The following is a 20,914-nucleotide window of genomic DNA, read 5'->3' on the forward strand; positions in this document are numbered from 1 at the left end:
ATCGGGACGCCGGGTCGTACGCCCCCGTAAGGATTAGGAGCTTATCCGGCCGCTGACGGTTCCCACCAAGGCTCAGCCGCCCCCCTCGCCACTAGGCGTCGCGCCGCCGCAGCAGCACGTACCCGCCCACCAGCGCCGCGAGGACCCACAGCGCCATGATGCCCAGCCCGCCCCACGGGCCGTACGGGGTGTCGTCGCCGGCCGGCGGAACCACCTGCATGATTCTGCGGCCGGCCTGGTCGGGCAGGAAGCGGCCGACCTTCTCCGTCGCCGGGACGTTGCCCAGGACGCCGGAGATGAGGAAGAAGAACGGCATGAGGGTGCCGAGCGACAGCATCGGGAAGCGCAGCATCGCGGCGACGCCCATCGAGAACACCGCGATGAGCGTCATGTAGAGCCCGCCGCCGATCACCGCGCGCAGCACACCGGGCTCGCCGATCGACGTGCCGTGCTCGTCGAGCATCGCCTGGCCCAGGAAGAACGCGGCGAAGGCGGTGGCGAGCGAGACGAGCAGGGCGAGCGCCGTGGCCGGCGCGATCTTGCCGAGGAGGAAGGTGCCGCGCCGCGGCACGGCTGCCAGCGAGGTGCGGATCATGCCGGTGCTGTACTCGTTCGACACCACGAGCACGCCGAAGACGATCATCGCCAGCTGGCCGAGGCTCATACCGGCGAAGCTGATCAGCGTCGGGTCGAAGGAGAGGCGGTCCGCGGGTCCCAGCCGGCCGAACTCCCGGTCCGTCAGCGCGGAGATCAGCATGCCGAGGGCGACGGTGACGACCACGGCGAGCGAGAGCGTCCACACCGTGGACGCCACCGAGCGGATCTTCGTCCACTCGGAGCGGACGACCTGTACCACCGTCATGGTCAGGACCCCTTCCGCCAGCCGGCGCCCCACTGCCCGGACGGCGGGGACGACGCCGGGCCGGTGTGCGCGTGGTACTCCACGGACTCGGCCGTCAGCCGCATGAACGCCTCCTCCAGCGAGGCCTGCCGCGGGCTCAGCTCGTGCAGCACGATCCCGTGCCGCGCGGCCAGTTCGCCCAGGTGCTCCGGCCGTACGCCGTCCACCTCCAGCGCGCCGTCGTCCGCGCCGGCCGGGGTGATGCCCTCCGTGCGCAGTGCGTCGAGCAACTGCTCGCGCTGCGGTGTGCGCACCCGCACGTACGACCGGCTGTTGCGCCGGATGAAGTCCGCCATCGAGGTGTCCGCGAGCAGCCGTCCCTGCCCGATCACGACCAGGTGCTCCGCGGTCACCGCCATCTCGCTCATCAGGTGCGAGGAGACGAAGACCGTACGGCCCTCGGCGGCCAGGGTCTGCATCAGCGTGCGGATCCAGTGGATGCCCTCCGGGTCGAGCCCGTTGACCGGCTCGTCGAACATCAGGATCCGCGGGTCGCCGAGCAGCGCGCCCGCGATACCGAGCCGCTGGCCCATGCCGAGCGAGAAGTTCTTGGCCTTCCTGCGGGCCACCGCCTTCAGACCCACCGTGTCGAGGACCTCGCCCACCCGGCTCGCCGGGATGCCGTTGCTCTGGGCGAGGCACAGCAGATGGTGGTACGCGCTCCGCCCGCCGTGCACGGCCTTCGCGTCCAGCAGGGCGCCGATGTACGTCAGCGGGTCCTCGAGCCGGTCGTAGCGCGTGCCGTCGATGCGCACGTCGCCCGTGGTCGGCCGGTCCAGGCCGAGGATCATCCGCATGGTGGTCGACTTGCCGGCGCCGTTCGGCCCGAGGAATCCGGTCACGAGGCCCGGCCGGACGGTGAAGGTGAGGTTGTTGACCGCCACCTTCTCGCCGTACCGCTTGGTCAGCCCCTCGATCTCGATCATGCGTTTCACGCTAGGACGCGACGGAGCCCCCTGCCACTCCAGGTGGACAGGAGGCTCCGTGCCGCAGGGGGAGACCCCCGGGTGTTACCGGGACTGCTGCGCCGGGACCCCGCGCGAGATCGGCTCGTCGTCCGTGGCCGGCGCACCGGCCGCGGCGACCGCGGCGCCCGTGAGCGTCGCGAGCATCTCGCGGACGTTCGTGAGCTGGGCGTTGATCGAGTCGCGGCGGTTGGTGAGGGCGGCCAGCTCGCGCTCGGACTCCGAACGGATGCGGTCGGCCTTGGCGTTGGCGTCGGCCACGATGTCCTCGGCCTGGCGCTGCGCGGTCTCCACCGTCTGGCGGGCGCGGCGCTCGGCGTCGGTGCGCAGCTTCTCCGCCTCCAGGCGGAGCTGCTCGGCGCGGTGCTCGATCTCGGCCAGGCGCTTCTCGGCCTTGGCCTGACGGGAGGCCAGGTCGCGCTCGGACTGCTCGCGGCGCTTGGCCAGGTTGGTCTCGAAGTCCGCGGCGGCCTGCGCGGCCTTGGCGCGGGTCTCCTCGAAGAGGGCGTCCGCCTCCTCGCGCTTGGACTGCGCGTCCTTCTGCGCCTCGGCGCGCAGCTGCGACGCGTCGGTCTTGGCCTTCTCGACGATCCGGACGCCCTCGTCCTCGGCCGCGGCCTTGCGCTCGGCCGCGAACGACTCGGCGTCGTTGCGCACCTGCTGGGCGGCGGACTCCGCCAGCTCGCGGTGCTGCTCGGCGGCGCGTCGGGCCTCCTCACGCAGGTCCTTCGCCTCTTCCTCGGCGAGACGGAGGATCTTTTCGACGCGCGCGCCGAGACCCGCGTACGACGGCTCGGCGTCACTGACCGCGGCCTGGGCGTTCTGCGTCTCGAGGTGCAGCTCCTCGATGCGCTTCTCCAGAGCAGTGATACGGGCCAGAGCACTGTCACGGTCGGAGACGAGCTTCGAGATGCGTTCGTCCACCTGAGCGCGGTCGTACCCACGCCGCACAAGCTCGAAGCCGTAGGGGGAAGTGTCGCTCATGGGGTTCCTGTCGAAAGAGACCGGTGAGGTGATAGGTGGAATCCTAGGGGGCGTGGCGGCGTGTCATCGAGCGGATGCGCGTTTGATCTGGACAATGACACCCCTTTTGAGTGGTCGGCCGAGGGTGGGAAACACCGGGACCTGTGTGCCGAAATCCCGGCAAAAACGCGCCGTCGCGCCCTGTCGCCCGGGCGGTACCGGGGAGGACCAGCATCCTCCTGCACCACTCGTGCGTACTCCCGCCACTGTGGCCGATGGCCCAAGTTACCTTAGGTCACGGAACCTTGACACCGCGCATCCGGAAGTCGGGCGCGACGAGGCGGGACCGTAACCGCATCTTGCTCGCTTCGCTATCCGTCCGACGCTTTGCCACCCGAACGGGTGGCCCCCGCTGCGGCCCCGGCCTTCACACCGTCCTTGCCGTTCGACGGAGCCTCGAAGGACTCCAACGCCTCCAGCACGTCCTGGACACGGGAGATCTCCGCGTTGATGTCCTCGCGGCGGCGGACCAGGACCTCCAGCTCGCGCTTGCCCTCCTCCACGGTGGCCTTGGCCTCGCGGATCGCCTCGGCCTTGAGCTCCTCGGCCTCCCGGACGAGCGTGGCCTTCTTCTGCTCGGCCTCCTTCAGCAGCCCCTCCGCCTTCTTGACGGCGGCGATCCGCACCTTGCCCGCCTCGGAGTTGGCCTCCGAGACCAGCTCCTTCGCCTTGGCCTGAGCCTTCGCCAGCTGCTCCTCGGCGGCCTTGATGAGGGCGTCGCACCGGTCGCCGGCCGCCTTCATCGTCTCGGCCGACTCCCGGCGGGCCCGCTCGTGCAGCTCCTCGATCTCGCTCGTGATGCGGTCGCGCAGCTCCTCGGCGCGCTCCCGGATCGCGGTGGCGTCCCGCCGCGCCCCGACCAGCAGCTCGTCCGCGTCCGCACGGGCCCGCTCCACCAGGGAGTTGCCCTCCACGATCGCCTCCTCGACCAGCCGGTCGGCCTCCGCGCGGGCCGCGCCGACCATCGTGTCGGCCTGCGCCTCGGCGTCCGCGGTCGTCTTCAGCGCGGACGCCTGCGCCTCCGCCATCAGCTTGTCGGCCTCGCCGGCGGTCTCCGTGATCAGCTTGTCGACCTGCTCGGCGGCCTCGGACCGCCGCTTGTTGGCGTCCTTGCGGGCCTCGTCCAGCGTCCGCCCGGCCTCGTCGCGCGCGGCCGCGGTGACCCGCTCGGCCTCCGCCTCCGCCGCGGCCTTGATCCGTGCGGCCTCGTCGCGCGTCCGCTCGGCGTGCGCCTGAGCCGAGGCCACCGTCTCCGACGCCTCGGCCCGCAGCCGCTCGGCGTCGTCGGTCGCCTCCGCGACCAGCCGCTCGGCCGCCGCCACCGCCTCGGCGCGCACCCGCTCGGTCTCCGCCGCCGTCTCCGTGGTGAGCCGCTCCGCCTCGGCGGCCGCCTCCGTGATGAGGGTGTCGGCCTGCGTGGCCGCGTCCGAACGAATGCGGTTGGCGTCCTCGCGGGCCTCCGCCCGGGTGCGCGTGGCGTCCTGCTCGGCCTTCGCGATGGTGTCCGAGGCCTCGGTACGGACCCGCTGGGCGTGCTCGGACGCCTCCGACCGCACCCGCTGGGCGTGCTCGTCGGCCTCCGCGCGCATCCGCTCGGCCTCGGAGAGCGCGTCCGAGACGGTCCGCTCCGCCAGCGACTTGGCGGCCTCCGACTCCTCGGCCGCCGCACGCCGGACCCGGGTCGCCTCCTCGGCCGCCTCGCGCCGGACGCGGTCCGATTCCTCGGCCGCCTCGCGCCGGACGCGGTCGGACTCCTCGGTGGCCTCGCGGCGCAGCCGGGCCGCGTCCTCGCCGGCCCGCTCCCGCTCCGCGTACGCGTCGGAACGGACCCGGTCGGCCTCGTCCTGCGCCTCGGTGCGCGTGCGCTCCGCCGCGTGCTCGGCGGCGCTGCGCAGCCCCGCGATCTCCTCCTGAGCCTGCTCGTGCAGCCCGGCCACGGAGTCGCGCACCTGCTGGGCGTGGGACTCGGCGGCCGACACCATCTCGGTCGCCCGCCGGTCCGCCTCCTCGACCAGCCGCCGCGCCTCGGTCTCGGCCTCCTCGACGCGGGTGCGCGCCGACGCCAGCAGCTCCTCGCTCTGCTCGCGGGCCCGCATCCGCTCCTGGTCGGCCTCCTGCCGGGCGGAACCGAGGGTCTCCTCGGCCTCGCGGCGGCGCCGGGCGGCCTCCTCCTGCGCGGCGGCCAGCGTCTCGGCGCTCTCGGCGGCCAGCCGTTCGGCCGCGGCCTTCGCCTCGGCCCGCACCCGGTCGGCGGTCTCCTGGGCCTCCGTCCTCAGCCGCTCCGCCTCGGCGGCGGCCTCCGACCGCAGCCGTACGGCGACGGCCTCGCCCTCGGCACGGGAGGCGGACGCGTCGGCGGCGGCCTCGTCGCGCAGCCGCTCGGCCTCGGCCTCGGCCTGCGCCCGGAGCGTACGGATCCGCTCGGCGGCCTCGGAGCGCAGCCGGTCGCTCTCCTCGGCGGCCTCGCGGCGGATGCGCTCCGCCTCCGTACGGGCGTCGGCGAGCGCCTCCTCGGCCGAGGCGAGCCGCTGCTCGGCCTCGGTCTGCAGCCGGGCCAGCTCCTGAGCGGCCTCCGCCTGTCGGGCCGCGACGGCGCGCTCGGTCTCCTCACGCAGGTCACGGGCCGCCTGCTCGGCCTCGGCCGTGATGCTCTCGGACCGCTCGACGGCCTCCGCGAGATTCCGCTCGGCCTCCGCGCGGGTGCGCTCCAGGGTCTCCTCGGCCTGGCGGCGCAGCGTGGAGGCCCGCTCGATGGCCTCGGTGCGGACCTTCTCGCTGTCCGCCGTGGCGGTGCTGCGCAGCTCGTCCGCGTCCGCCTTGGCCTTGGCGAGCAGTTCCTCGGCGGTCTTCGCCGCCTCCTCGATCTGCTGGACGGCCTCGCGCCGCGCCTCGGAGCGGATGCGCTCGCCCTCGGCGACCGCCTCGGACCGCAGCTGCTCGGCCTCGCCGCGCAGCCGGCGCGCCTCCTCCTGCAGCTCGACCGTCTTGGCGCGGTACTCCTTGGTGTCGTCCTTCGCCGCGCCCTTGAGCTGTTCGGCGATGTCGTGCGCCTCGGCGCGCAGCCGGTCCGCCTCGGCCTCCGCCTCCGTACGGATGCGCTCGGCCTCGTCGGCGGCGGCCCTGGTCGTCTTCTTGGCGTCCTCGGACGCCTTGTTGAGGACCTCCTCGGCCGTTCTGGCCGCCTTCGACAGCTGGGAGGCGGTCTCCTCGGCGGTGATCGTGCGGGCCTTCTCGGCGGCCTCGGCGACGATCTTCTCCGCCTCGGCCCTGGCGTCCTCGACGACCTGCTCGGCGTCCGCCCTCGTCGCCTCGGCCTCCTTGGTGGCCTCGCCGACCAGCCGGGCGACCTGCTCCTTGGCGGTCCGGGTGCGCTGCTCGTTCGCCGCCTCGGCACTCGCCAGGGCCTTGGCCGCGGCCTCCTTCGCCTCGGCGACCACCTTGTCGGCCTCGGCGCGGGCCTCGCGCAGCGCCGCCTCGGCCTCGGACATGCGCTGCTCGGCGCTCCGGCTCAGCTCGGCGGCCTGGCGGCGGGCGGCGTCCGACTCGCTCGCGGAGGCGGAGCGCAGCTGCTCGGCGTGCTCGGTGGCCTCCTGGGCCTGCGTGGAGGCGGCGTTCAGCAGCCGCTCGGCCTCCGCGCGGGCGCGGCGCAGGATCTGGTCGGCCTCCGCGCGGGCCGTCTCCGCCTCGCCCTGCACCCGCTGGCGGGCCTCGGCGGCGACCCGCTCGGCCTCCGCGCGGGCGGCGGCCAGCGCCTGCTCGGCCTCGGCGCGGGACTCGTCGAGGAGCCGGCGGGCCTGCTGCTCGGTGCGGGCGCGCAGCTGCTCGGCCCAGGCGACGTTCTCGTTGACGTGGGACTCGACGGTCTGCCGGCGCTCGGCGAGCTCCTGGTCGAGCTGCTGGCGGCGGGTGACCGCCTCCTGGTGCAGCTCCGCCTGGAGCCGGGCCGCCTGCTCGGCGTGCTCCTGGAGGATGCGCTGGGTCTGCGCGCGGGCCTGGCTGAGCTCGCGCTCGGCCTCGGCGCGCAACTGGTCGGCCTGCACCTGCGCCTGGCGCAGCATCTGCTCGGCCTGGTACCCGAGGTCGCCGCCGTCGTAGGCGGGCCGGGACATGAGGGAGCGGCGCGCCTCGTGCAGCTTGGCGCGCAGCACCTCGACCTGGTAGCCGAGGTCCTCGGCGTGCTGGATCGCCTTTTCCCGCTCGGTCTTGAGCCGATCCATCTCGGCCTCGAACCGAGAGAGGTGGTCGACGTCAGCCGCCGGCTCTCGCTCCTGGCGTTCGTAGCCCCGCACTGCGCGGTCCCATCCGTCCCCTGGTCGCAAGCTTCTGGAATACGAGCTCCGTCCAACCGCCGAACGGGGCCCCCGGGGGAATGGTGTCAGATCAACGGCGGAGCGGGCTCGCGCCCTCGCCCTCGTCCCCCGAAACCTGGACCCCGGCCCTCGGATCCCGGCGTCCTGAGTACGGCGGAACCCCGGCCGTCCCCGTGACGGAGGACGGCCGTCCCCAACCCTACCGGCCCTTATGTACGGCGGTCAGTGCTCAGTCGACTCAACTGGCGCCGATGTGACCAGTTCTGTCAGAACGCCATGACAATCCTTCGGGTGCAGGAAGGTGATCCGCGACCCCATGGAGCCGCGCCGCGGCTCGTCGTACAGGACGCGCACGCCCTTCTCCCGGACGTCCGCCGCGTCGGCGTCCACGTCCGCCGTGCCGAAGGCGATGTGATGCACCCCCTCACCGTTCTTGGCCAGCCACTTCGCGACGGTGGAGTCCTCCCGGACCGGCTCCAGGAGCTGGAGGTAGGAGGCGCCGCCGTCATCGGTGCCGTTGATCCTGAGCATGGCCTCGCGCACGCCCTGTTCCTCGTTGACCTCGGTGTGGAACACCTCGAAGCCGTACGTGGCCCGGTAGAACTCGACTGTCCTGTCGAGATCGAAGCAGGCGATCCCGATGTGGTCGATTCGCGTCAGCATGCTGTCAGTGCAGCGCTCCCGGGGCGGTTACGCAACGTGCGCGCGATCACACTCACCGCCCGATGACGGGGTGGCGTACCGCTCAGTACATTCGAGTAAACCCTCGTTCACTCCTCGGCCGCGCAGGCTGGAAGGGGATCGCACCTCATGTCTGGAACGAACGGCAACACCTCGGTGATCGTCGCGGGCGCGCGTACGCCCATGGGGCGCCTGCTGGGTTCGCTGAAGTCCTTCTCGGGAGCCGACCTCGGCGGCTTCGCGATCAAGGCCGCCCTCGACCGTGCGGGGATCACGGGCGACCAGGTGCAGTACGTGATCATGGGCCAGGTGCTGCAGGCCGGGGCGGGGCAGATCCCGGCGCGTCAGGCCGCGGTCAAGGCGGGCATCCCGATGAACGTGCCCGCGCTGACGATCAACAAGGTGTGTCTCTCCGGTCTCGACGCGATCGCGCTGGCCGACCAGCTGATCCGCGCGGGCGAGTTCGACGTCGTCGTCGCGGGCGGCCAGGAGTCCATGACCAACGCCCCCCACCTGCTGCCGAAGTCCCGCGAGGGCTTCAAGTACGGCGCGGTCCAGATGCTCGACGCCATGGCGCACGACGGGCTGACCGACTCCTTCGACGGCGTCGCCATGGGCGAGTCCACCGAGAAGCACAACACCCGGCTGGGCATCGGCCGGGCCGAGCAGGACGAGATCGCCGCCCTGTCGCACCAGCGCGCCGCGGCCGCCCAGAAGAACGGGATCTTCGACGCGGAGATCACGCCTGTCGAGATCCCGCAGCGCAAGGGCGAGCCGGTCGTCCTCGGCAAGGACGAGGGCATCCGCGGCGACACGACACCCGAGTCCCTCGCCAAGCTGCGCCCCGCCTTCGCGAAGGACGGCACGATCACCGCCGGCTCGTCGTCGCAGATCTCCGACGGCGCGGCGGCCGTGGTCGTGATGAGCCGGGCCAGGGCCGAGGAGCTGGGCCTCTCCTGGATCGCGGAGATCGGCGCGCACGGGAACGTGGCCGGGCCGGACAACTCCCTGCAGTCACAGCCGTCGAATGCGATCATGCACGCGCTGGGCAAGGAGGGGCTGCAGGTGGCGGACCTCGACCTGATCGAGATCAACGAGGCCTTCGCCGCGGTCGCGGTCCAGTCAATGAAGGACCTCGGAGTATCCACGGAAAAGGTGAACGTCAACGGCGGCGCCATTGCCCTGGGTCACCCGATCGGCATGTCCGGCGCCCGTCTCGTGCTGCACCTGGCACTGGAGCTGAAGCGGCGCGGCGGCGGTGTGGGCGCGGCGGCGCTGTGCGGGGGCGGCGGGCAGGGCGACGCGCTGATCGTGCGGGTGCCGAAGGCCTGAGCGCTACCGCACGCTGTCGTACGCCCCTCCTCGGACCTCCTCGGAACGGAGCTGTGATGCAGGACGTCTCCTCACTGGTCGCCCAGGCCAGGGAAGGCCGGCCGCGGGCGGTGGCCCGGCTGATCTCCCTGGTGGAGGGGGCGTCGCCGCAACTGCGCGAGGTCATGGCGGCGCTCGCCCCGCTGACCGGCGGGGCGTACGTCGTGGGGCTCACCGGTTCGCCCGGCGTGGGCAAGTCCACGTGCACCTCGGCGCTGGTGACCGCGTACCGCAGGCAGGGCAGGCGGGTCGGCGTCCTCGCGGTGGACCCCTCCTCGCCGTTCTCCGGCGGTGCGCTCCTCGGTGACCGGGTGCGGATGTCCGAGCACGCCTCCGACCCCGGCGTCTACATCCGCTCGATGGCGACGCGCGGCCACCTCGGCGGGCTGGCCTGGGCGGCCCCGCAGGCGGTGCGGGTGCTGGACGCCGCGGGCTGCGACGTGATCCTGGTCGAGACGGTCGGGGTGGGCCAGTCCGAGGTGGAGATCGCCTCCCAGGCCGACACCTCGGTGGTGCTCCTGGCGCCCGGCATGGGCGACGGCATCCAGGCGGCCAAGGCCGGGATCCTGGAGATCGGCGACGTGTACGTCGTCAACAAGGCCGACCGCGACGGCGCGGACGCCACCGCGCGGGAGCTCAACCACATGCTGGGCCTGGGCGAGGCGCGCGGCCCCGGCGACTGGCGCCCGCCGATCGTGAAGACGGTCGCGGCCCGGGGCGAGGGCGTCGACGAGACGGTCGAGGCGCTGGAGAAGCACCGGGCGTGGATGGAGGAGCGCGGGGTGCTGGCCGAGCGGCGGCGGGCGCGGGCCGCCCGGGAGGTCGAGACGATCGCCGTCACCGCCCTGCGGGAGCGGATCGGCGACCTGCGCGGCGACCGCCGTCTGTCCGCCCTCGCCGAGCGCATCGTGGCGGGCGGACTGGACCCGTACCGCGCGGCGGACGAACTGGTGTCGGGGCTCACCGAGGGCTGAGGGAGCCGTGCGGGACGGGCGGGGGCGGCCACCGGTCGGGTGGCCGCCCCCGCCCGTGGCGGCCGCGGCCGCGTGGCTCCCGGCCCGTCCGGCGCCGGCGTTCACCGGGCAGGCCCCGGACGAGGCCCCGCCGACGGCGCTCCCGCCGCCCGCCCGAGCACGGACGTGCGTCAGTCGTCGGAGTCGTCCGAGTGGTCGTCGGAGGCGTCGTCGTCCGTGTCGTCGTCGGCCCGGTCCGCCGTGACCTTCGACGTCTTCAGGTCCACGTCCCACTCGCTCTCCGCTCCGTCGGCACCCGTGGTCTCGATCCGCCACGCGTGGCTGCGGCCGTCGTCGTCCAGGTCGACGGAGGTCACGACGCCCTTCCCGGCGGCGGCCTGCGCGGCCTCGGCGGCCGAGACCGACGTGCCCTTCAGCGCGGCGCGGGCCTCGGCGGCGTCGTCGGCATCGTCGTCGCCCGTCTCGGTGCGGGAGTCGAGGACCTTGCCCGTGCCCGGGTCCACCAGGACGCTGTGCCAGGTCGTACCCGAGGACAGGACGTCCACGTCCCACACCAGGTCGCGGCCCTCGCTGTCCAGCTCGGCGCCGACCGCCGTGCCGGAGGTGTGCTTCAGCGCCGCGTCGATCGCGTCGGCCGCCGTCACCTTCGCCGCGCCGGCCCCGGCCGCGTCGTCGTCCCGGTCGTCCCGGCCGTCCCGTCCGTCGTCGCCGTCGTCACGGTCGTCGTCCCGTGTCTGCACGCTCGACCGCTGCGCGGGCGCCTCGTCGTCGTCCGAGACCGCGAGGGCGGTCGCGGTACCGCCGCCGATCAGGGCGGCTGCCGCGACGGTGGCGATGACGATGTTGCGCTTCATGGTGGTTCCTCCCGAGTGCGACCGATAGCGTTTGCTTTCGACGGGAACCAATCTCCCTGAGGCATGCTGAAGCCGGGCTGAAAGCCCCTGAAGGGTTCTTCAGGTTCCGTTTGGGACGCTGTCCCCATGCGTCTGTTGATCGTCGAGGATGAGAAGCGACTCGCCCTGTCGCTGGCCAGGGGCCTGACGGCCGAGGGGTTCGCCGTGGACGTGGTCCACGACGGCGTCGACGGGCTGCACCGGGCCGGTGAGGGCGGTTACGACCTCGTCATCCTGGACATCATGCTGCCCGGCATGAACGGCTACCGCGTGTGCGCCGCCCTGCGCGCCGCCGGTCACGACGTGCCCATCCTCATGCTCACCGCCAAGGACGGCGAGTACGACGAGGCCGAGGGGCTCGACACGGGTGCCGACGACTACCTGACCAAGCCCTTCTCGTACGTGGTGCTCGTCGCCCGGGTGAAGGCGCTGCTGCGGCGGCGCAGGGCGGCGGGCGTCTCCCCCGTGCGGGTCGTCGGCGACCTCAAGGTGGACACCGCCGCCCGGCGCGTCTTCCTCGGAGAGGACGAGGTCACGCTGACCGCCAAGGAGTTCTCGGTCCTGGAGCAGCTCGTCGTCCGGGCCGGCCAGGTGGTCTCCAAGGCCGACATCCTGGAGCACGTCTGGGACTTCGCGTACGAGGGCGACCCGAACATCGTCGAGGTCTACGTCAGCACCCTGCGGCGCAAGCTCGGCGCCGGGCTGATCAAGACCGTGCGCGGCGCCGGGTACCGGCTGGAGAAGAGGTGAGGCGCCTGCTGGGGTCCGTACGGGCCCGCGCCACGCTGGCCGCCACCCTCGTCGTCGCGGTCGCCCTGGTCGCCGCCGGGGCCGCCGTCCTGATCTCGCTGCGGACCAACCTCATCGACGTCGCCGACGCCCAGGCCGAGAGCCAGGCCCGCAAGGTGGCCGCCGACCTCACCGCCGGCCTGCCGTACGACCAGATCGACCTGCCCGACGGGGACGAGCACCCCGTCCAGGTCGTCGACGAGCGGGGGCGGCTCGTGGCGGTCGCGGACGGTGTCGAGCACATCAGCCTGGTCGACACCGTGCCCGGACCGCCTGTCGAGGGCCCGGCCACGGAGGGCGGCCGGGACGACGCCGACGACGCCGACGACGGGGACGACGACGAGGACCTGCCCGGGGCCGGCGAGATCTCCGATGTGCGGCCCTCCGAGGGCACCGCGACGGTCGACGGCGAGACCGAGGACTACCGGTTCGCCGTGGTCGGCGTGACCACGCCCCACGGGGTCCCCCTGACCGTGTACGCGGGCGCCCCCCTCTCCGCCGAGCAGAGCGCCGTCGGCACCGCGCAGACGGCCATGCTGATCGGGCTCCCCGCGCTGCTGCTCACGGTGAGCGGCGCCACCTATGTCGTGACCCGGCGCGCGCTCCGGCCCGTGGAAGGCATCCGCGCCGAGATGGCCGCCATCACGGCCTCCGAGGACCTCTCCCGCCGGGTGCCCGAGCCCGCCACGCACGACGAGATCGCCCGGCTGGCCCGTACGACCAACGAGACCCTCGCCGCCCTGGAGTCCTCCGTCGAGCGGCAGCGGCGGTTCGTCGCCGACGCCTCGCACGAGCTGCGCAGCCCGATCGCCTCCCTGCGCACCCAGCTGGAGGTGGGCGCCGCGCACCCGGAGCTGCTCGACGTGGAGGGCGCCGTCGAGGACACCGTACGGCTGCAGCGGCTCGCCGCCGATCTGCTGCTGCTGGCGCGCCTGGACGCGGGGGAGCGGCCGCAGGACGCGCGGTTCGACCTGGCGGAACTGGTGCGGGAGGAGACGGAGGGGCGGGACGGCGTCCGTCTCGACGGCGTGACGTCCGTGACGGTGACCGGATCACGCGGGCAGCTGGCGCGCGTACTCGCCAATCTGCTGGACAACGCGCGCCGGCACGCGCGCGAGCGCATCGACGTGGCGCTGCGGGCCGAGGGGGAGTGGGCCGTGCTGGAGGTGGCCGACGACGGCTCGGGTGTCCCGGCCGACCAGCGGGAGCGCATCTTCGAGCGGTTCGTACGGCTCGACGAGGCCCGCAGCAGGGACGACGGCGGGGCCGGTCTGGGCCTCGCCATCGCCCGTGACGTCGCCGCGGGGCACGGGGGCACCCTCACGGTGCGCGAGGCGCCGCGTGGCGGCGCCCTGTTCGTGCTGCGGCTGCCGCTGGGCCGGCCGCCGGGCTGACGCCCGAACGGCGGTCGTTACGGCTTGCCCCGGTGGCCGCGCAGGTGTTCGGCGATCGGGGTGAGGGACTTGTGGAGCTGTTCCAGTGCCTCGGGCGACAGCAGGTCGATGAAGTGCCGCCGCACGGACGCCACATGGTGCGGCGCCACCTTCCGCATCGTCTCCTCGCCGTGCTCGGTCAGCACCGCGAACAGCCCGCGGCGGTCCGACTCGCAGTTCTCCCGCCGCACCAGGTTGGCGTTCTCCATGCGGGTGATCTGGTGCGAGAGGCGGCTCTTCGACTGGAGGGTGGCGGCCGCGAGGTCGCTCATCCGCATGCGGACGCCCTCCGACTCGGAGAGGTTGACCAGGATCTCGTAGTCGTTCATTGTCAGGCCGAACGGCTGCAGATCCCTTTCGAGCTGGTACGTCAACAGCCTGTTGACCTCCAGGTGGGTGCGCCAGGCGCACTGCTCCGCATCGGTCAGCCAGCGGGTGGCCGTCTCGGTCTCCATGAATGAAGTCTACCTAAGAAGTTGAAAGGCGAACTAGTGAGGGTGGCGTGACCCTGTGCACGCGTTCGAGGTCACACTCCGCAGACTACCGCTCACAGCCCGAAGCGACGCTGGAGGTCTCCCAGCTGTCCGGGAAGGCGCGGTGTGCCGCCTTGCTGTCCCGGGTGACCTGTGGTCGCCCCCGACCCCGGTACGCCCGGCTCGCCCGGCACGGCTCCCGTGGCCTGCTCCGCCATGAGGGTCTCGGAGGACTGGAGCAGTACGGTGCCCGCCCCCACGAACTCGAACTGGTGCTCCTCGCCGGAGACCCCGCCGATGCCCGTCATCGCACGTAGACCGCCCATCACGCCGGTCATGTACCCGTGGTCGTAGTGGTGGCACGGCGAGGGGCAGTCGGCCCAGCCGACCAGTGCCTGCGGGTCGACCCGGAGCGGCGGTTCCATGAACACGACGGGCCCGTTCGACGCGGCCACGAACTTGCCGGTACCGATCAGCGTGAGGAACCCCGGAACGATCGACTGCTTGAGCGCGAGACTTGGCTGAAAAGCGAGGAGATTGCCCGAGCGAATGGTCAGATTGCCGTCGTCCAGGTCATAGGAGTTCACGTCGAATGCCCGGTCGGCGAGGAGCATCTTGCCCGAGCCCTCCGCCACGACCCAGTCGCTCGCGTGCAATGGCGAATGAAAGGAAGTGCGGACGAGACGGTCGAGACGCCCGTGTCCGATGCCCTCGAACCGGATGTCGCCGTAGTAGGCGATCATCTTCCCCTTCTGCAGGAACCACTGGCTCCCCTTCAGCTCCACACAGAAGGTGTAGTGATCGACGTTGTCGTCGCTCGGCAGCGTCGTCGGGTCGTGGACGACGGGCCCCGCGCCCGCGTACGTGCTCACAGCTTCTCCTCCGACGCCTGGACGAACACCGCACCGTCGCCGCTCAGCTCCAGCTGGAACGCCTCACCCGAGGAGCGTCCCACCATGTCGCGCCAGCCGAGCGCGGCGGACAGCTTGTTGCGCACGTCGCCGTGGTGGGCCACGTACGCCTGCGGATCCACGTGCACCGGCCGCTGCGGGGTGACGGGCACCTCGATGACCCCGCCGTGCGCCATGACGGCGACCGACCCGTGGCCCTTCAGGGTGGTCGTGAACAGCCCCTGCCCGGTCACCTGCCCCCGCACCATGCCCATCACACCCCCCTGCGATCCCATGAACATCGTGCCCTGCTCCAGCGTCCCGTCGAACGCCAGCAGCCGGTCCGCCTCCACGTACAGCGTGTCGCCCGCCAGCTCGATCACCTGTACATGATGGCCGCCGTGCCCGAACAGCACGGTCCCGTTGCCCTCGACGGTCATCAGCGGCGTGGCCTCCCCGGCCACCCGCCGCCCGATCATCGACATGACCCCGCCCTGCCCGCCCTGCAGATTGGGCGTGAAGGACACGTCACCCCGGTAGGCGAGCATGGCGCCCCGCTGGCTGAACAACCGCTGCCCGGGCGCGACGACAGCCTCGATCATCTTGGAATTGATCTCCCGGAAGGGCATCTCACACATCCCCCGCGATGGTGTTCCGCTCACTCGGCTGCACGTACACCAGCCCGTCCCCCTCGAACCGGATCTGGAAGGCCTCGCCACCGCCCTCGCCCACGAAGGTGCGGAACGTCACGCCCGACTGGAACGACTGCCGCACGTTCCCCTGGTGCGCGATGTACGCCCCCGGGTCCACCACCAGCGGGTACTGCGCGCTCACCCGCAGCACCACGGCCGGCCCGTCCGACAGCAGGGCCGCCTGCCCGTGCCCCTCCACGGTGGTCGTGAACAGCCCGTTGCCCTGCGAGGCGCCGCGCAGCCCGGTGAACGACGTCCCCGTCCTCAGCCCCGCGTCCGTCGCCAGCAGATTGCTCGACTCGACGAACAGCCTGTCCCCCTGCAGGCTCACCAGATTGATCTCGGACGCCCGGTCCGCGAACCAGCACGTCCCGTGCCCCTTCACCTCCATCACCGTCATCTGCTCACCGGTGATCCGCCGGGTCACCATGCCCCGGATCCCCTCCCCGCCGCCGCTGAGCTTCTTGAAGGACATCTGCCCGTCGTACGCGACCATCGAGCCGTTCTTCGCCTTCACGGCGTCCCCGGTCATGTCGACGGCCAGCACCTTGCTGCCTTGAAGTCGGAACATCGCCACGCTGCGACGTTAGCCGCCGCTCCGGCGGGCGCGACAGGTACCGCGGGAGGATCCCGCCCCGGAGGCGACCCGGACGGGTACCCCCTTGCGGCCCCGGCCACGCTCCTGATGTCACAATGGGCGCGCTTGTGCTTGCGTTCACAAGAACGAGAAGCGACGACACTCCCACCGACCGAAGGTGATCCGTGGACATCAAGACCGCCTCCGCCCTCCGCCGTCTGCGCCTCGTCTCCACCGTCGAGGCCGTCTCCTTCCTGCTCCTGCTCGTCTGCTCGGTGCTCAAGCGGACCACGGACTTCAACGCGGTGCCCACCATGGGCGCGATCCACGGCATTCTCGTCGTCCTGTTCCTCATCTTCTGGGCCGACGCCTGGAACCGCACCAAGTGGCCCCTGAAGACGGCGGCGCTCTACCTGGTCCTCTCCGTCATCCCGTTCGGCGGCTTCTACGCCGACCGCAAGCTCAAGCGCGAGGCCGAGGACGCCGTGATCGCCTCCCGCGCCCGTCAGGAAAGGGCCGTCAACGCATGATCGTCGCCTTCTCCGTGACGCCCCTCGGCGTCGGCGAGGACGTGGGGGAGTACGTCGCCGACGCGGTCCGCGTCGTCCGCGAGTCCGGCCTGCCGAACCGCACCGACGCGATGTTCACGTCCGTCGAGGGGGAGTGGGACGAGGTCATGGACGTCGTGAAACGTGCCGTGGCCGCCGTCGAGGCACGCGCCCCCCGCGTCTCCCTGGTCCTCAAGGCGGACATCCGCCCCGGCGTCACGGACGCCCTCACGGCCAAGGTCGAGACAGTGGAACGCCACCTGTCGTCCTGAGCGGCACCGCATGAAGCCCCCGGCCCCGAAGGCCGGGGGCTTCCGCGTACGCCTCCACGGACCGGCAGCCGCGTACGGCGGAAAGGGGGCGTGTCGGGGGGTGTCCGCGCGCAGCGGCCGGCGGTCCACCACGGAGCACTCTCCCAAGGCGGCACGGCACCCCGCCGGACCGAGCACGGACACCCCCCGGCGCGTCCCCGACCCACACCAGACCCCAGGCGCCCCGATCGCCGACCGCCGGAGGTGCACCTCATCGGACCTCCCCAGTTCGACACGCCCCCGTTCGTCCACTTCTGTGGACACAACACCTCGTTCGATCACTGGAGGGTGCTGTGCGGCCGGAGGGCTACGACTACGACACCCACAGCCGACTCGCCGGCCCCCTCACGGAGCCGGAGCCGGAGCCGTCCGGGTCGGCGTACCGGGTGCAGTACACCAAGCTCCTCTCACGTGAGCCGCGCCGAATACGAGCCGTCGCGCTCATGACCCTCGCGCCGCTGCTCACCGGCGCCCTCCTCGTCTACCTCGTCTGGCCGGCCCACTGGGTCGAACGCGAGGGCGGTGACACCTGGCTCATCGGCCTCGACGTCACCATGCTGGTCTCTATCGGGCTCATCGAGCTCTTCATGCTGGTGAACGTCGTCTCGATCGCCCACGCCACGATGGCCGCCCGCGACCCCGTCCCCGTGGCCCCCCTCCCCGGCACCCGCGTCGCCTTCCTGACCACGTACGTCCCCGGCAAGGAACCGCTCTCCATGGTCCGCGCCACCCTGGAGGGCGCCGTCCGCGTCCGCCACGACGGCCCGCTGGACGTCTGGCTGCTCGACGAGGGCGACGACGCCCGCGCGAAGGCCCTCTGCGCGGAGCTCGGCGTCCGCCACTTCACCCGGCACGGCGTACCCGCCTGGAACCGCTCCGCAGGCGTGCACAAGGCCCGCACCAAGCACGGCAACTACAACGCGTGGATCGCGATGCACGGCGACGACTACGACTTCTTCGCCTCCGTCGACACCGATCACGTACCGCTCCCCGGCTTCCTGGAGCGGATGACGGGCTACTTCCGCGACCCGGACGTCGCGTTCGTCGTCGGCCCGCAGGTGTACGGCAACTACACGGCCGCCGTCACCAAGGCCGCCGAGTCCCAGCAGTTCCTCTTCCACGCCCTGATCCAGCGCGCGGGCAACCGCTACCACGCCCCCATGTTCGTCGGCACCAACAACGTCGTCCGCGTCGCCGCCGTCAAACAGATCGGGGGCCTGCGCGACTCCATCACCGAGGACATGGCCACCGGCTTCGAGCTCCACCGGCACCGCAACCCCCGCACCGGCCGGCACTGGCGGTCCGTCTACACCCCCGACGTGCTCGCCGTCGGCGAGGGCCCCGCCACCTGGACCGACTTCTTCACCCAGCAGACGCGCTGGTCGCGGGGCACCTACGAGACGCTCTTCACGCAGTACGGGAAGGCACTGCTCACCATGCCTCCCGGGCGGCTCTTCTCGTACACCCTGATGCTCGTCTACTACCCGATGACGGCCGTCAACTGGTTCCTGGGCATCCTCAGCTGCTTCCTGTTCCTGTGGTTCGGCGCCTCCGGGACCCAGGTGGCCGCGTCCGTCTGGCTGATGCTCTACAGCGACGCCGCCGCCCTCCAGATCGGCCTCTACCTCTGGAACCGCCGGCACAACGTCAGTCCCCACGAGCCGGCGGGCTCCGGCGGTCTCGCCGGCATGGCGATGTCCGCGCTCTGCGCGCCCATCTACCTCAAGTCCCTCGGCGCCGCGCTCGTCCGCAGGCCCTGCCGCTTCGTCGTCACCCCGAAGGGCGGCGACGCCAGCACCGACCGGCTGCGGACGTTCCGCGTGCACCTCTTCTGGGCGGCGGTCCTCGTCGTCTCGCTCGCCGGGTCGTCCGTCCTCGGCCACAGCCATGTGGCCATGCGCACCTGGGCGGTCCTCGCGACGGCGATCTCGCTGGCGCCGGTGGCGGTCTGGACGGTCACGGCCCGGCGGGCGGCGCGCCCCGCACCGGCACCGGAGACGAAGCCGCACCCCGAACCGGCGCCGAGGACGAAGCAGCCGCAGGCCCCCGCGCCCAGCCCCGCCCCCGCACCCGCCCCCGCCCTCATCGCCCCCGCCCCGACCGCGGTCACCGGCACCCCGACAGGAGGCAACTAGCCCATGGCCTACCAGCCCTCGCAGAAGACCAAGAGGACCGTGCTGGGCATCGGCGGTTTCGCCCTGCTCGCCGGACTCAACGCCCCGGCCGCGCTCGGCTTCGCGCAGGAGCGGTACCACGAGTGGAGGATCGCGCAGCCCGCCTACAGGGCGAAGTACGGCTCCTGGGCGCACGTCGACATCCCCGAGAAGTACCGCACGAACGCCATCCACGCCGCCCTGCTGCACACCGGCAAGGTGCTGATCGTCGCGGGCTCCGGCAACGAGCAGCGGAAATTCGACGAGGGCTCCTTCGACACCGTTCTGTGGGACCCGCGGAAGAACACGTTCCGCAAGATTCCGACCCCCGAGGACTTCTTCTGCTCCGGGCACGCCCAGCTCCCCGACGGCCGCCTGCTCGTGGCGGGCGGCACGGCCCGGTACGAGCTGCTCGACGGCGAGGTGGAACGGGCCGGCGGCGCCATGCGGGTGAAGAACGAGAACCCCGCCAAGGCGATGACCCTGAAGAAGGGGACCCGCTTCCGCTCACCCTCGGGCACCGAGTACGTCAGCCGCTTCGACGTGACCGTGCCGAAGGCCGAGGCGTCCCCGCCCGTCCGGTCCGGGCGGACGAGGACCGTCGCAGGGGAGGCCCGCGTCTTCGTCGAGGCCGCCGAGAAGGGCCCGCGGTCGGTCACCGAAGGGCGGGCCCAGTACGGGATCGTCGGTCTGAAGGGGAAGGACGCGCGGAACACGTACGGCCTCGCCGAGAGGATCACCCTGGACAAACAGGACTTCCAGGGCATCAGGGCCGCGTACGAGTTCGACCCGAGGACCGAGCGGTACGTGCCCGTCGACCCGATGGACAAGGCCCGCTGGTATCCCACCCTGGTCGGCCTGGCGGACGGACGTGTCCTCGCCGTCTCCGGGCTGGACGACATCGGGGTCGTCGACCCGGGCGACAACGAGATCTACGACCCGGGGACGAAGAAGTGGGAGCCCGGCCCCAAGCGGTACTTCCCGACCTACCCCGCCCTGTTCCTCACCAAGGGCGGCAAGCTGTTCTACCCGGCCTCCAACGCGGGCTACGGCCCCGCGGACCAGGGCCGCGAACCGGGCCTGTGGGACCTGCGGACCAACACGTTCACCAGAACGCCGGGCCTGAAGGACCTCGACCAGACCGAGACCTCGGCCTCCCTGCTGCTGCCGCCCGCCCAGGACCAGAAGGTGATGATCCTCGGCGGCGGGGGCGTCGGCGAGTCGAGGAAGTCGACCCCGCGCACGGCCGTCGTCGACCTGCGCAAGGACGATCCGGCGTTCACCGACGGTCCCGACCTGCCCCAGGGCACCCGCTACCTGAACAGCGTGATCATGCCGGACGACACCGTGTTCACCAGCAACGGCTCCCGCGACTACCGCGGCCGCAGCGCCAGCAACATCCTCAAGGCCCAGTTCTACGACCCGGGGACCAACGCCTTCCGGGCGGCCGCCGCCCCGCGGGTCGGCCGCAACTACCACTCCGAGGCGCTGCTCCTGCCCGACGGCCGCGTCGTCACCTTCGGCTCCGACCCGCTCTTCGACGACCGGCAGAACACCAAGCTCGGCCACTTCGAGCAGCGCATGGAGATCTACACCCCGCCCGCCCTGCACCGGGACGGGGCGCGACGGCCCGTCCTCGGTGACGGCCCCGAGGAGACGGACCGGAAGGGCCGCGCCACCTTCGCCGCCGAGCGTCCGCGGCAGGTGACGAGGGCCCGGCTGATGCGCCCGAGCGCGGTCACGCACTCGACGGACGTGGAACAGCGCTCCATCGCCCTCGACTTCACCCGTACGAGCGACTCGATCACGGTCGAGGTCCCCCGCGACAGGACGCTGGTCCCGCCCGGCTGGTACATGCTCTTCGTGACGGACGCGCGGGGCACGCCGTCGGAGGCGAAGTGGATCCAGGTGAGGTGAGGTGAGCGGGCGG

General features: G+C 72.1%; 18 protein-coding genes. 8 read left to right on the top strand and 10 right to left on the bottom strand.

The window, feature by feature from the left end:
- Positions 1-91 precede the first annotated feature (91 nt).
- The 5 genes from IEZ04_RS04665 to mce all read right to left on the bottom strand — a co-directional run bounded on the left by IEZ04_RS04665 (position 92) and on the right by mce (position 7,862).
- Positions 92-862, bottom strand: coding sequence for an ABC transporter permease subunit (locus tag IEZ04_RS04665; protein ID WP_189215279.1), 771 nt, complete (start codon positions 860-862; stop codon positions 92-94).
- Positions 863-864: 2 nt separating this feature from the next.
- Entirely contained in the window at positions 865-1,827 is a 963-nt protein-coding gene (locus IEZ04_RS04670; protein ID WP_189215280.1) for an ATP-binding cassette domain-containing protein, read from the bottom strand.
- Positions 1,828-1,911: 84 nt separating this feature from the next.
- Positions 1,912-2,850, bottom strand: a complete 939-nt coding sequence (locus IEZ04_RS04675; protein WP_189215281.1) for a coiled-coil domain-containing protein — start codon at positions 2,848-2,850, stop codon at positions 1,912-1,914.
- 350 nt (positions 2,851-3,200) lie between these two features.
- Positions 3,201-7,178 carry a polarized growth protein Scy gene (gene scy / locus IEZ04_RS04680; protein ID WP_189215282.1) on the bottom strand — a complete coding sequence of 1,326 codons (3,978 nt, stop codon included), beginning with the start codon at positions 7,176-7,178 and terminating at the stop codon, positions 3,201-3,203.
- Positions 7,179-7,421: 243 nt separating this feature from the next.
- Positions 7,422-7,862, bottom strand: coding sequence for a methylmalonyl-CoA epimerase (gene mce, locus IEZ04_RS04685; RefSeq protein WP_189215283.1), 441 nt, complete (start codon positions 7,860-7,862; stop codon positions 7,422-7,424).
- A gap of 147 nt (positions 7,863-8,009) precedes the next feature.
- Here mce and IEZ04_RS04690 point away from each other — a divergent pair, with 147 nt between their 5' ends.
- Positions 8,010-9,212 (top strand): acetyl-CoA C-acetyltransferase, encoded by a 1,203-nt coding sequence (locus IEZ04_RS04690; RefSeq protein WP_189215284.1) that lies wholly within the window; start codon positions 8,010-8,012, stop codon positions 9,210-9,212.
- A 56-nt stretch (positions 9,213-9,268) separates the two neighbouring features.
- A complete protein-coding gene (meaB, locus tag IEZ04_RS04695) occupies positions 9,269-10,225 on the top strand; it encodes a methylmalonyl Co-A mutase-associated GTPase MeaB (RefSeq protein WP_189215285.1) in 957 nt (318 codons plus the stop codon).
- A 170-nt stretch (positions 10,226-10,395) separates the two neighbouring features.
- Here the strand turns inward: meaB and IEZ04_RS04700 are convergent, their stop codons facing one another.
- Positions 10,396-11,079 carry a PepSY domain-containing protein gene (locus IEZ04_RS04700; protein ID WP_189215286.1) on the bottom strand — a complete coding sequence of 228 codons (684 nt, stop codon included), beginning with the start codon at positions 11,077-11,079 and terminating at the stop codon, positions 10,396-10,398.
- A gap of 126 nt (positions 11,080-11,205) precedes the next feature.
- Here IEZ04_RS04700 and IEZ04_RS04705 point away from each other — a divergent pair, with 126 nt between their 5' ends.
- Together IEZ04_RS04705 and IEZ04_RS04710 are read left to right on the top strand one after the other, a co-directional pair.
- Positions 11,206-11,868, top strand: a complete 663-nt coding sequence (locus IEZ04_RS04705; protein WP_189215287.1) for a response regulator transcription factor — start codon at positions 11,206-11,208, stop codon at positions 11,866-11,868.
- Entirely contained in the window at positions 11,865-13,301 is a 1,437-nt protein-coding gene (locus tag IEZ04_RS04710; RefSeq protein WP_189215288.1) for a HAMP domain-containing sensor histidine kinase, read from the top strand. Before IEZ04_RS04705 ends, IEZ04_RS04710 begins: the two co-directional genes overlap by 4 nt.
- A gap of 17 nt (positions 13,302-13,318) precedes the next feature.
- Here the strand turns inward: IEZ04_RS04710 and IEZ04_RS04715 are convergent, their stop codons facing one another.
- From IEZ04_RS04715 to IEZ04_RS04730, 4 genes are all read right to left on the bottom strand, one after another.
- Positions 13,319-13,795 (bottom strand): MarR family winged helix-turn-helix transcriptional regulator, encoded by a 477-nt coding sequence (locus tag IEZ04_RS04715; protein WP_189215289.1) that lies wholly within the window; start codon positions 13,793-13,795, stop codon positions 13,319-13,321.
- A gap of 92 nt (positions 13,796-13,887) precedes the next feature.
- Entirely contained in the window at positions 13,888-14,685 is a 798-nt protein-coding gene (locus tag IEZ04_RS04720; protein ID WP_189215290.1) for an AIM24 family protein, read from the bottom strand.
- Positions 14,682-15,332, bottom strand: a complete 651-nt coding sequence (locus IEZ04_RS04725; RefSeq protein ID WP_189215415.1) for an AIM24 family protein — start codon at positions 15,330-15,332, stop codon at positions 14,682-14,684. Before IEZ04_RS04725 ends, IEZ04_RS04720 begins: the two co-directional genes overlap by 4 nt.
- Position 15,333: 1 nt before the next feature.
- Positions 15,334-15,966 (bottom strand): AIM24 family protein, encoded by a 633-nt coding sequence (locus tag IEZ04_RS04730; protein WP_189215416.1) that lies wholly within the window; start codon positions 15,964-15,966, stop codon positions 15,334-15,336.
- A 191-nt stretch (positions 15,967-16,157) separates the two neighbouring features.
- On the opposite strand from IEZ04_RS04730, the gene IEZ04_RS04735 reads away from it, so the two are divergent.
- From IEZ04_RS04735 to glxA, 4 genes are all read left to right on the top strand, one after another.
- Positions 16,158-16,502: a DUF3817 domain-containing protein gene (locus IEZ04_RS04735; RefSeq protein ID WP_189215291.1), complete on the top strand. Its 345-nt coding sequence runs from the start codon at positions 16,158-16,160 to the stop codon at positions 16,500-16,502.
- On the top strand, positions 16,499-16,792 hold the full coding sequence (locus IEZ04_RS04740; protein WP_189215292.1) for an MTH1187 family thiamine-binding protein: 294 nt from the start codon (positions 16,499-16,501) through the stop codon (positions 16,790-16,792). Before IEZ04_RS04735 ends, IEZ04_RS04740 begins: the two co-directional genes overlap by 4 nt.
- Positions 16,793-17,124: 332 nt before the next feature.
- A complete protein-coding gene (locus IEZ04_RS04745) occupies positions 17,125-18,966 on the top strand; it encodes a glycosyltransferase family 2 protein (RefSeq protein ID WP_189215293.1) in 1,842 nt (613 codons plus the stop codon).
- Positions 18,967-18,969: 3 nt separating this feature from the next.
- Positions 18,970-20,901 carry a radical copper oxidase GlxA gene (gene glxA / locus IEZ04_RS04750; RefSeq protein ID WP_189215294.1) on the top strand — a complete coding sequence of 644 codons (1,932 nt, stop codon included), beginning with the start codon at positions 18,970-18,972 and terminating at the stop codon, positions 20,899-20,901.
- Positions 20,902-20,914 lie beyond the last annotated feature (13 nt).

Origin of the sequence: Streptomyces ruber (assembly GCF_014648075.1) — a bacterium.
GTDB lineage: Bacteria > Actinomycetota > Actinomycetes > Streptomycetales > Streptomycetaceae > Streptomyces > Streptomyces ruber.

Coding starts and splice junctions, on each gene's coding strand:
- IEZ04_RS04740 (WP_189215292.1), top strand. CDS start 16,499: ATGATCGTCGCCTTCTCCGTGACGCCCCTCGGCGTCGGCGAGGACGTG.
- mce (WP_189215283.1), bottom strand. CDS start 7,862: ATGCTGACGCGAATCGACCACATCGGGATCGCCTGCTTCGATCTCGAC.
- IEZ04_RS04675 (WP_189215281.1), bottom strand. CDS start 2,850: ATGAGCGACACTTCCCCCTACGGCTTCGAGCTTGTGCGGCGTGGGTAC.
- IEZ04_RS04715 (WP_189215289.1), bottom strand. CDS start 13,795: ATGGAGACCGAGACGGCCACCCGCTGGCTGACCGATGCGGAGCAGTGC.
- IEZ04_RS04690 (WP_189215284.1), top strand. CDS start 8,010: ATGTCTGGAACGAACGGCAACACCTCGGTGATCGTCGCGGGCGCGCGT.
- IEZ04_RS04670 (WP_189215280.1), bottom strand. CDS start 1,827: ATGATCGAGATCGAGGGGCTGACCAAGCGGTACGGCGAGAAGGTGGCG.
- IEZ04_RS04700 (WP_189215286.1), bottom strand. CDS start 11,079: ATGAAGCGCAACATCGTCATCGCCACCGTCGCGGCAGCCGCCCTGATC.
- IEZ04_RS04730 (WP_189215416.1), bottom strand. CDS start 15,966: ATGTTCCGACTTCAAGGCAGCAAGGTGCTGGCCGTCGACATGACCGGG.
- meaB (WP_189215285.1), top strand. CDS start 9,269: ATGCAGGACGTCTCCTCACTGGTCGCCCAGGCCAGGGAAGGCCGGCCG.
- IEZ04_RS04705 (WP_189215287.1), top strand. CDS start 11,206: ATGCGTCTGTTGATCGTCGAGGATGAGAAGCGACTCGCCCTGTCGCTG.
- IEZ04_RS04725 (WP_189215415.1), bottom strand. CDS start 15,332: ATGCCCTTCCGGGAGATCAATTCCAAGATGATCGAGGCTGTCGTCGCG.
- glxA (WP_189215294.1), top strand. CDS start 18,970: ATGGCCTACCAGCCCTCGCAGAAGACCAAGAGGACCGTGCTGGGCATC.
- IEZ04_RS04665 (WP_189215279.1), bottom strand. CDS start 862: ATGACGGTGGTACAGGTCGTCCGCTCCGAGTGGACGAAGATCCGCTCG.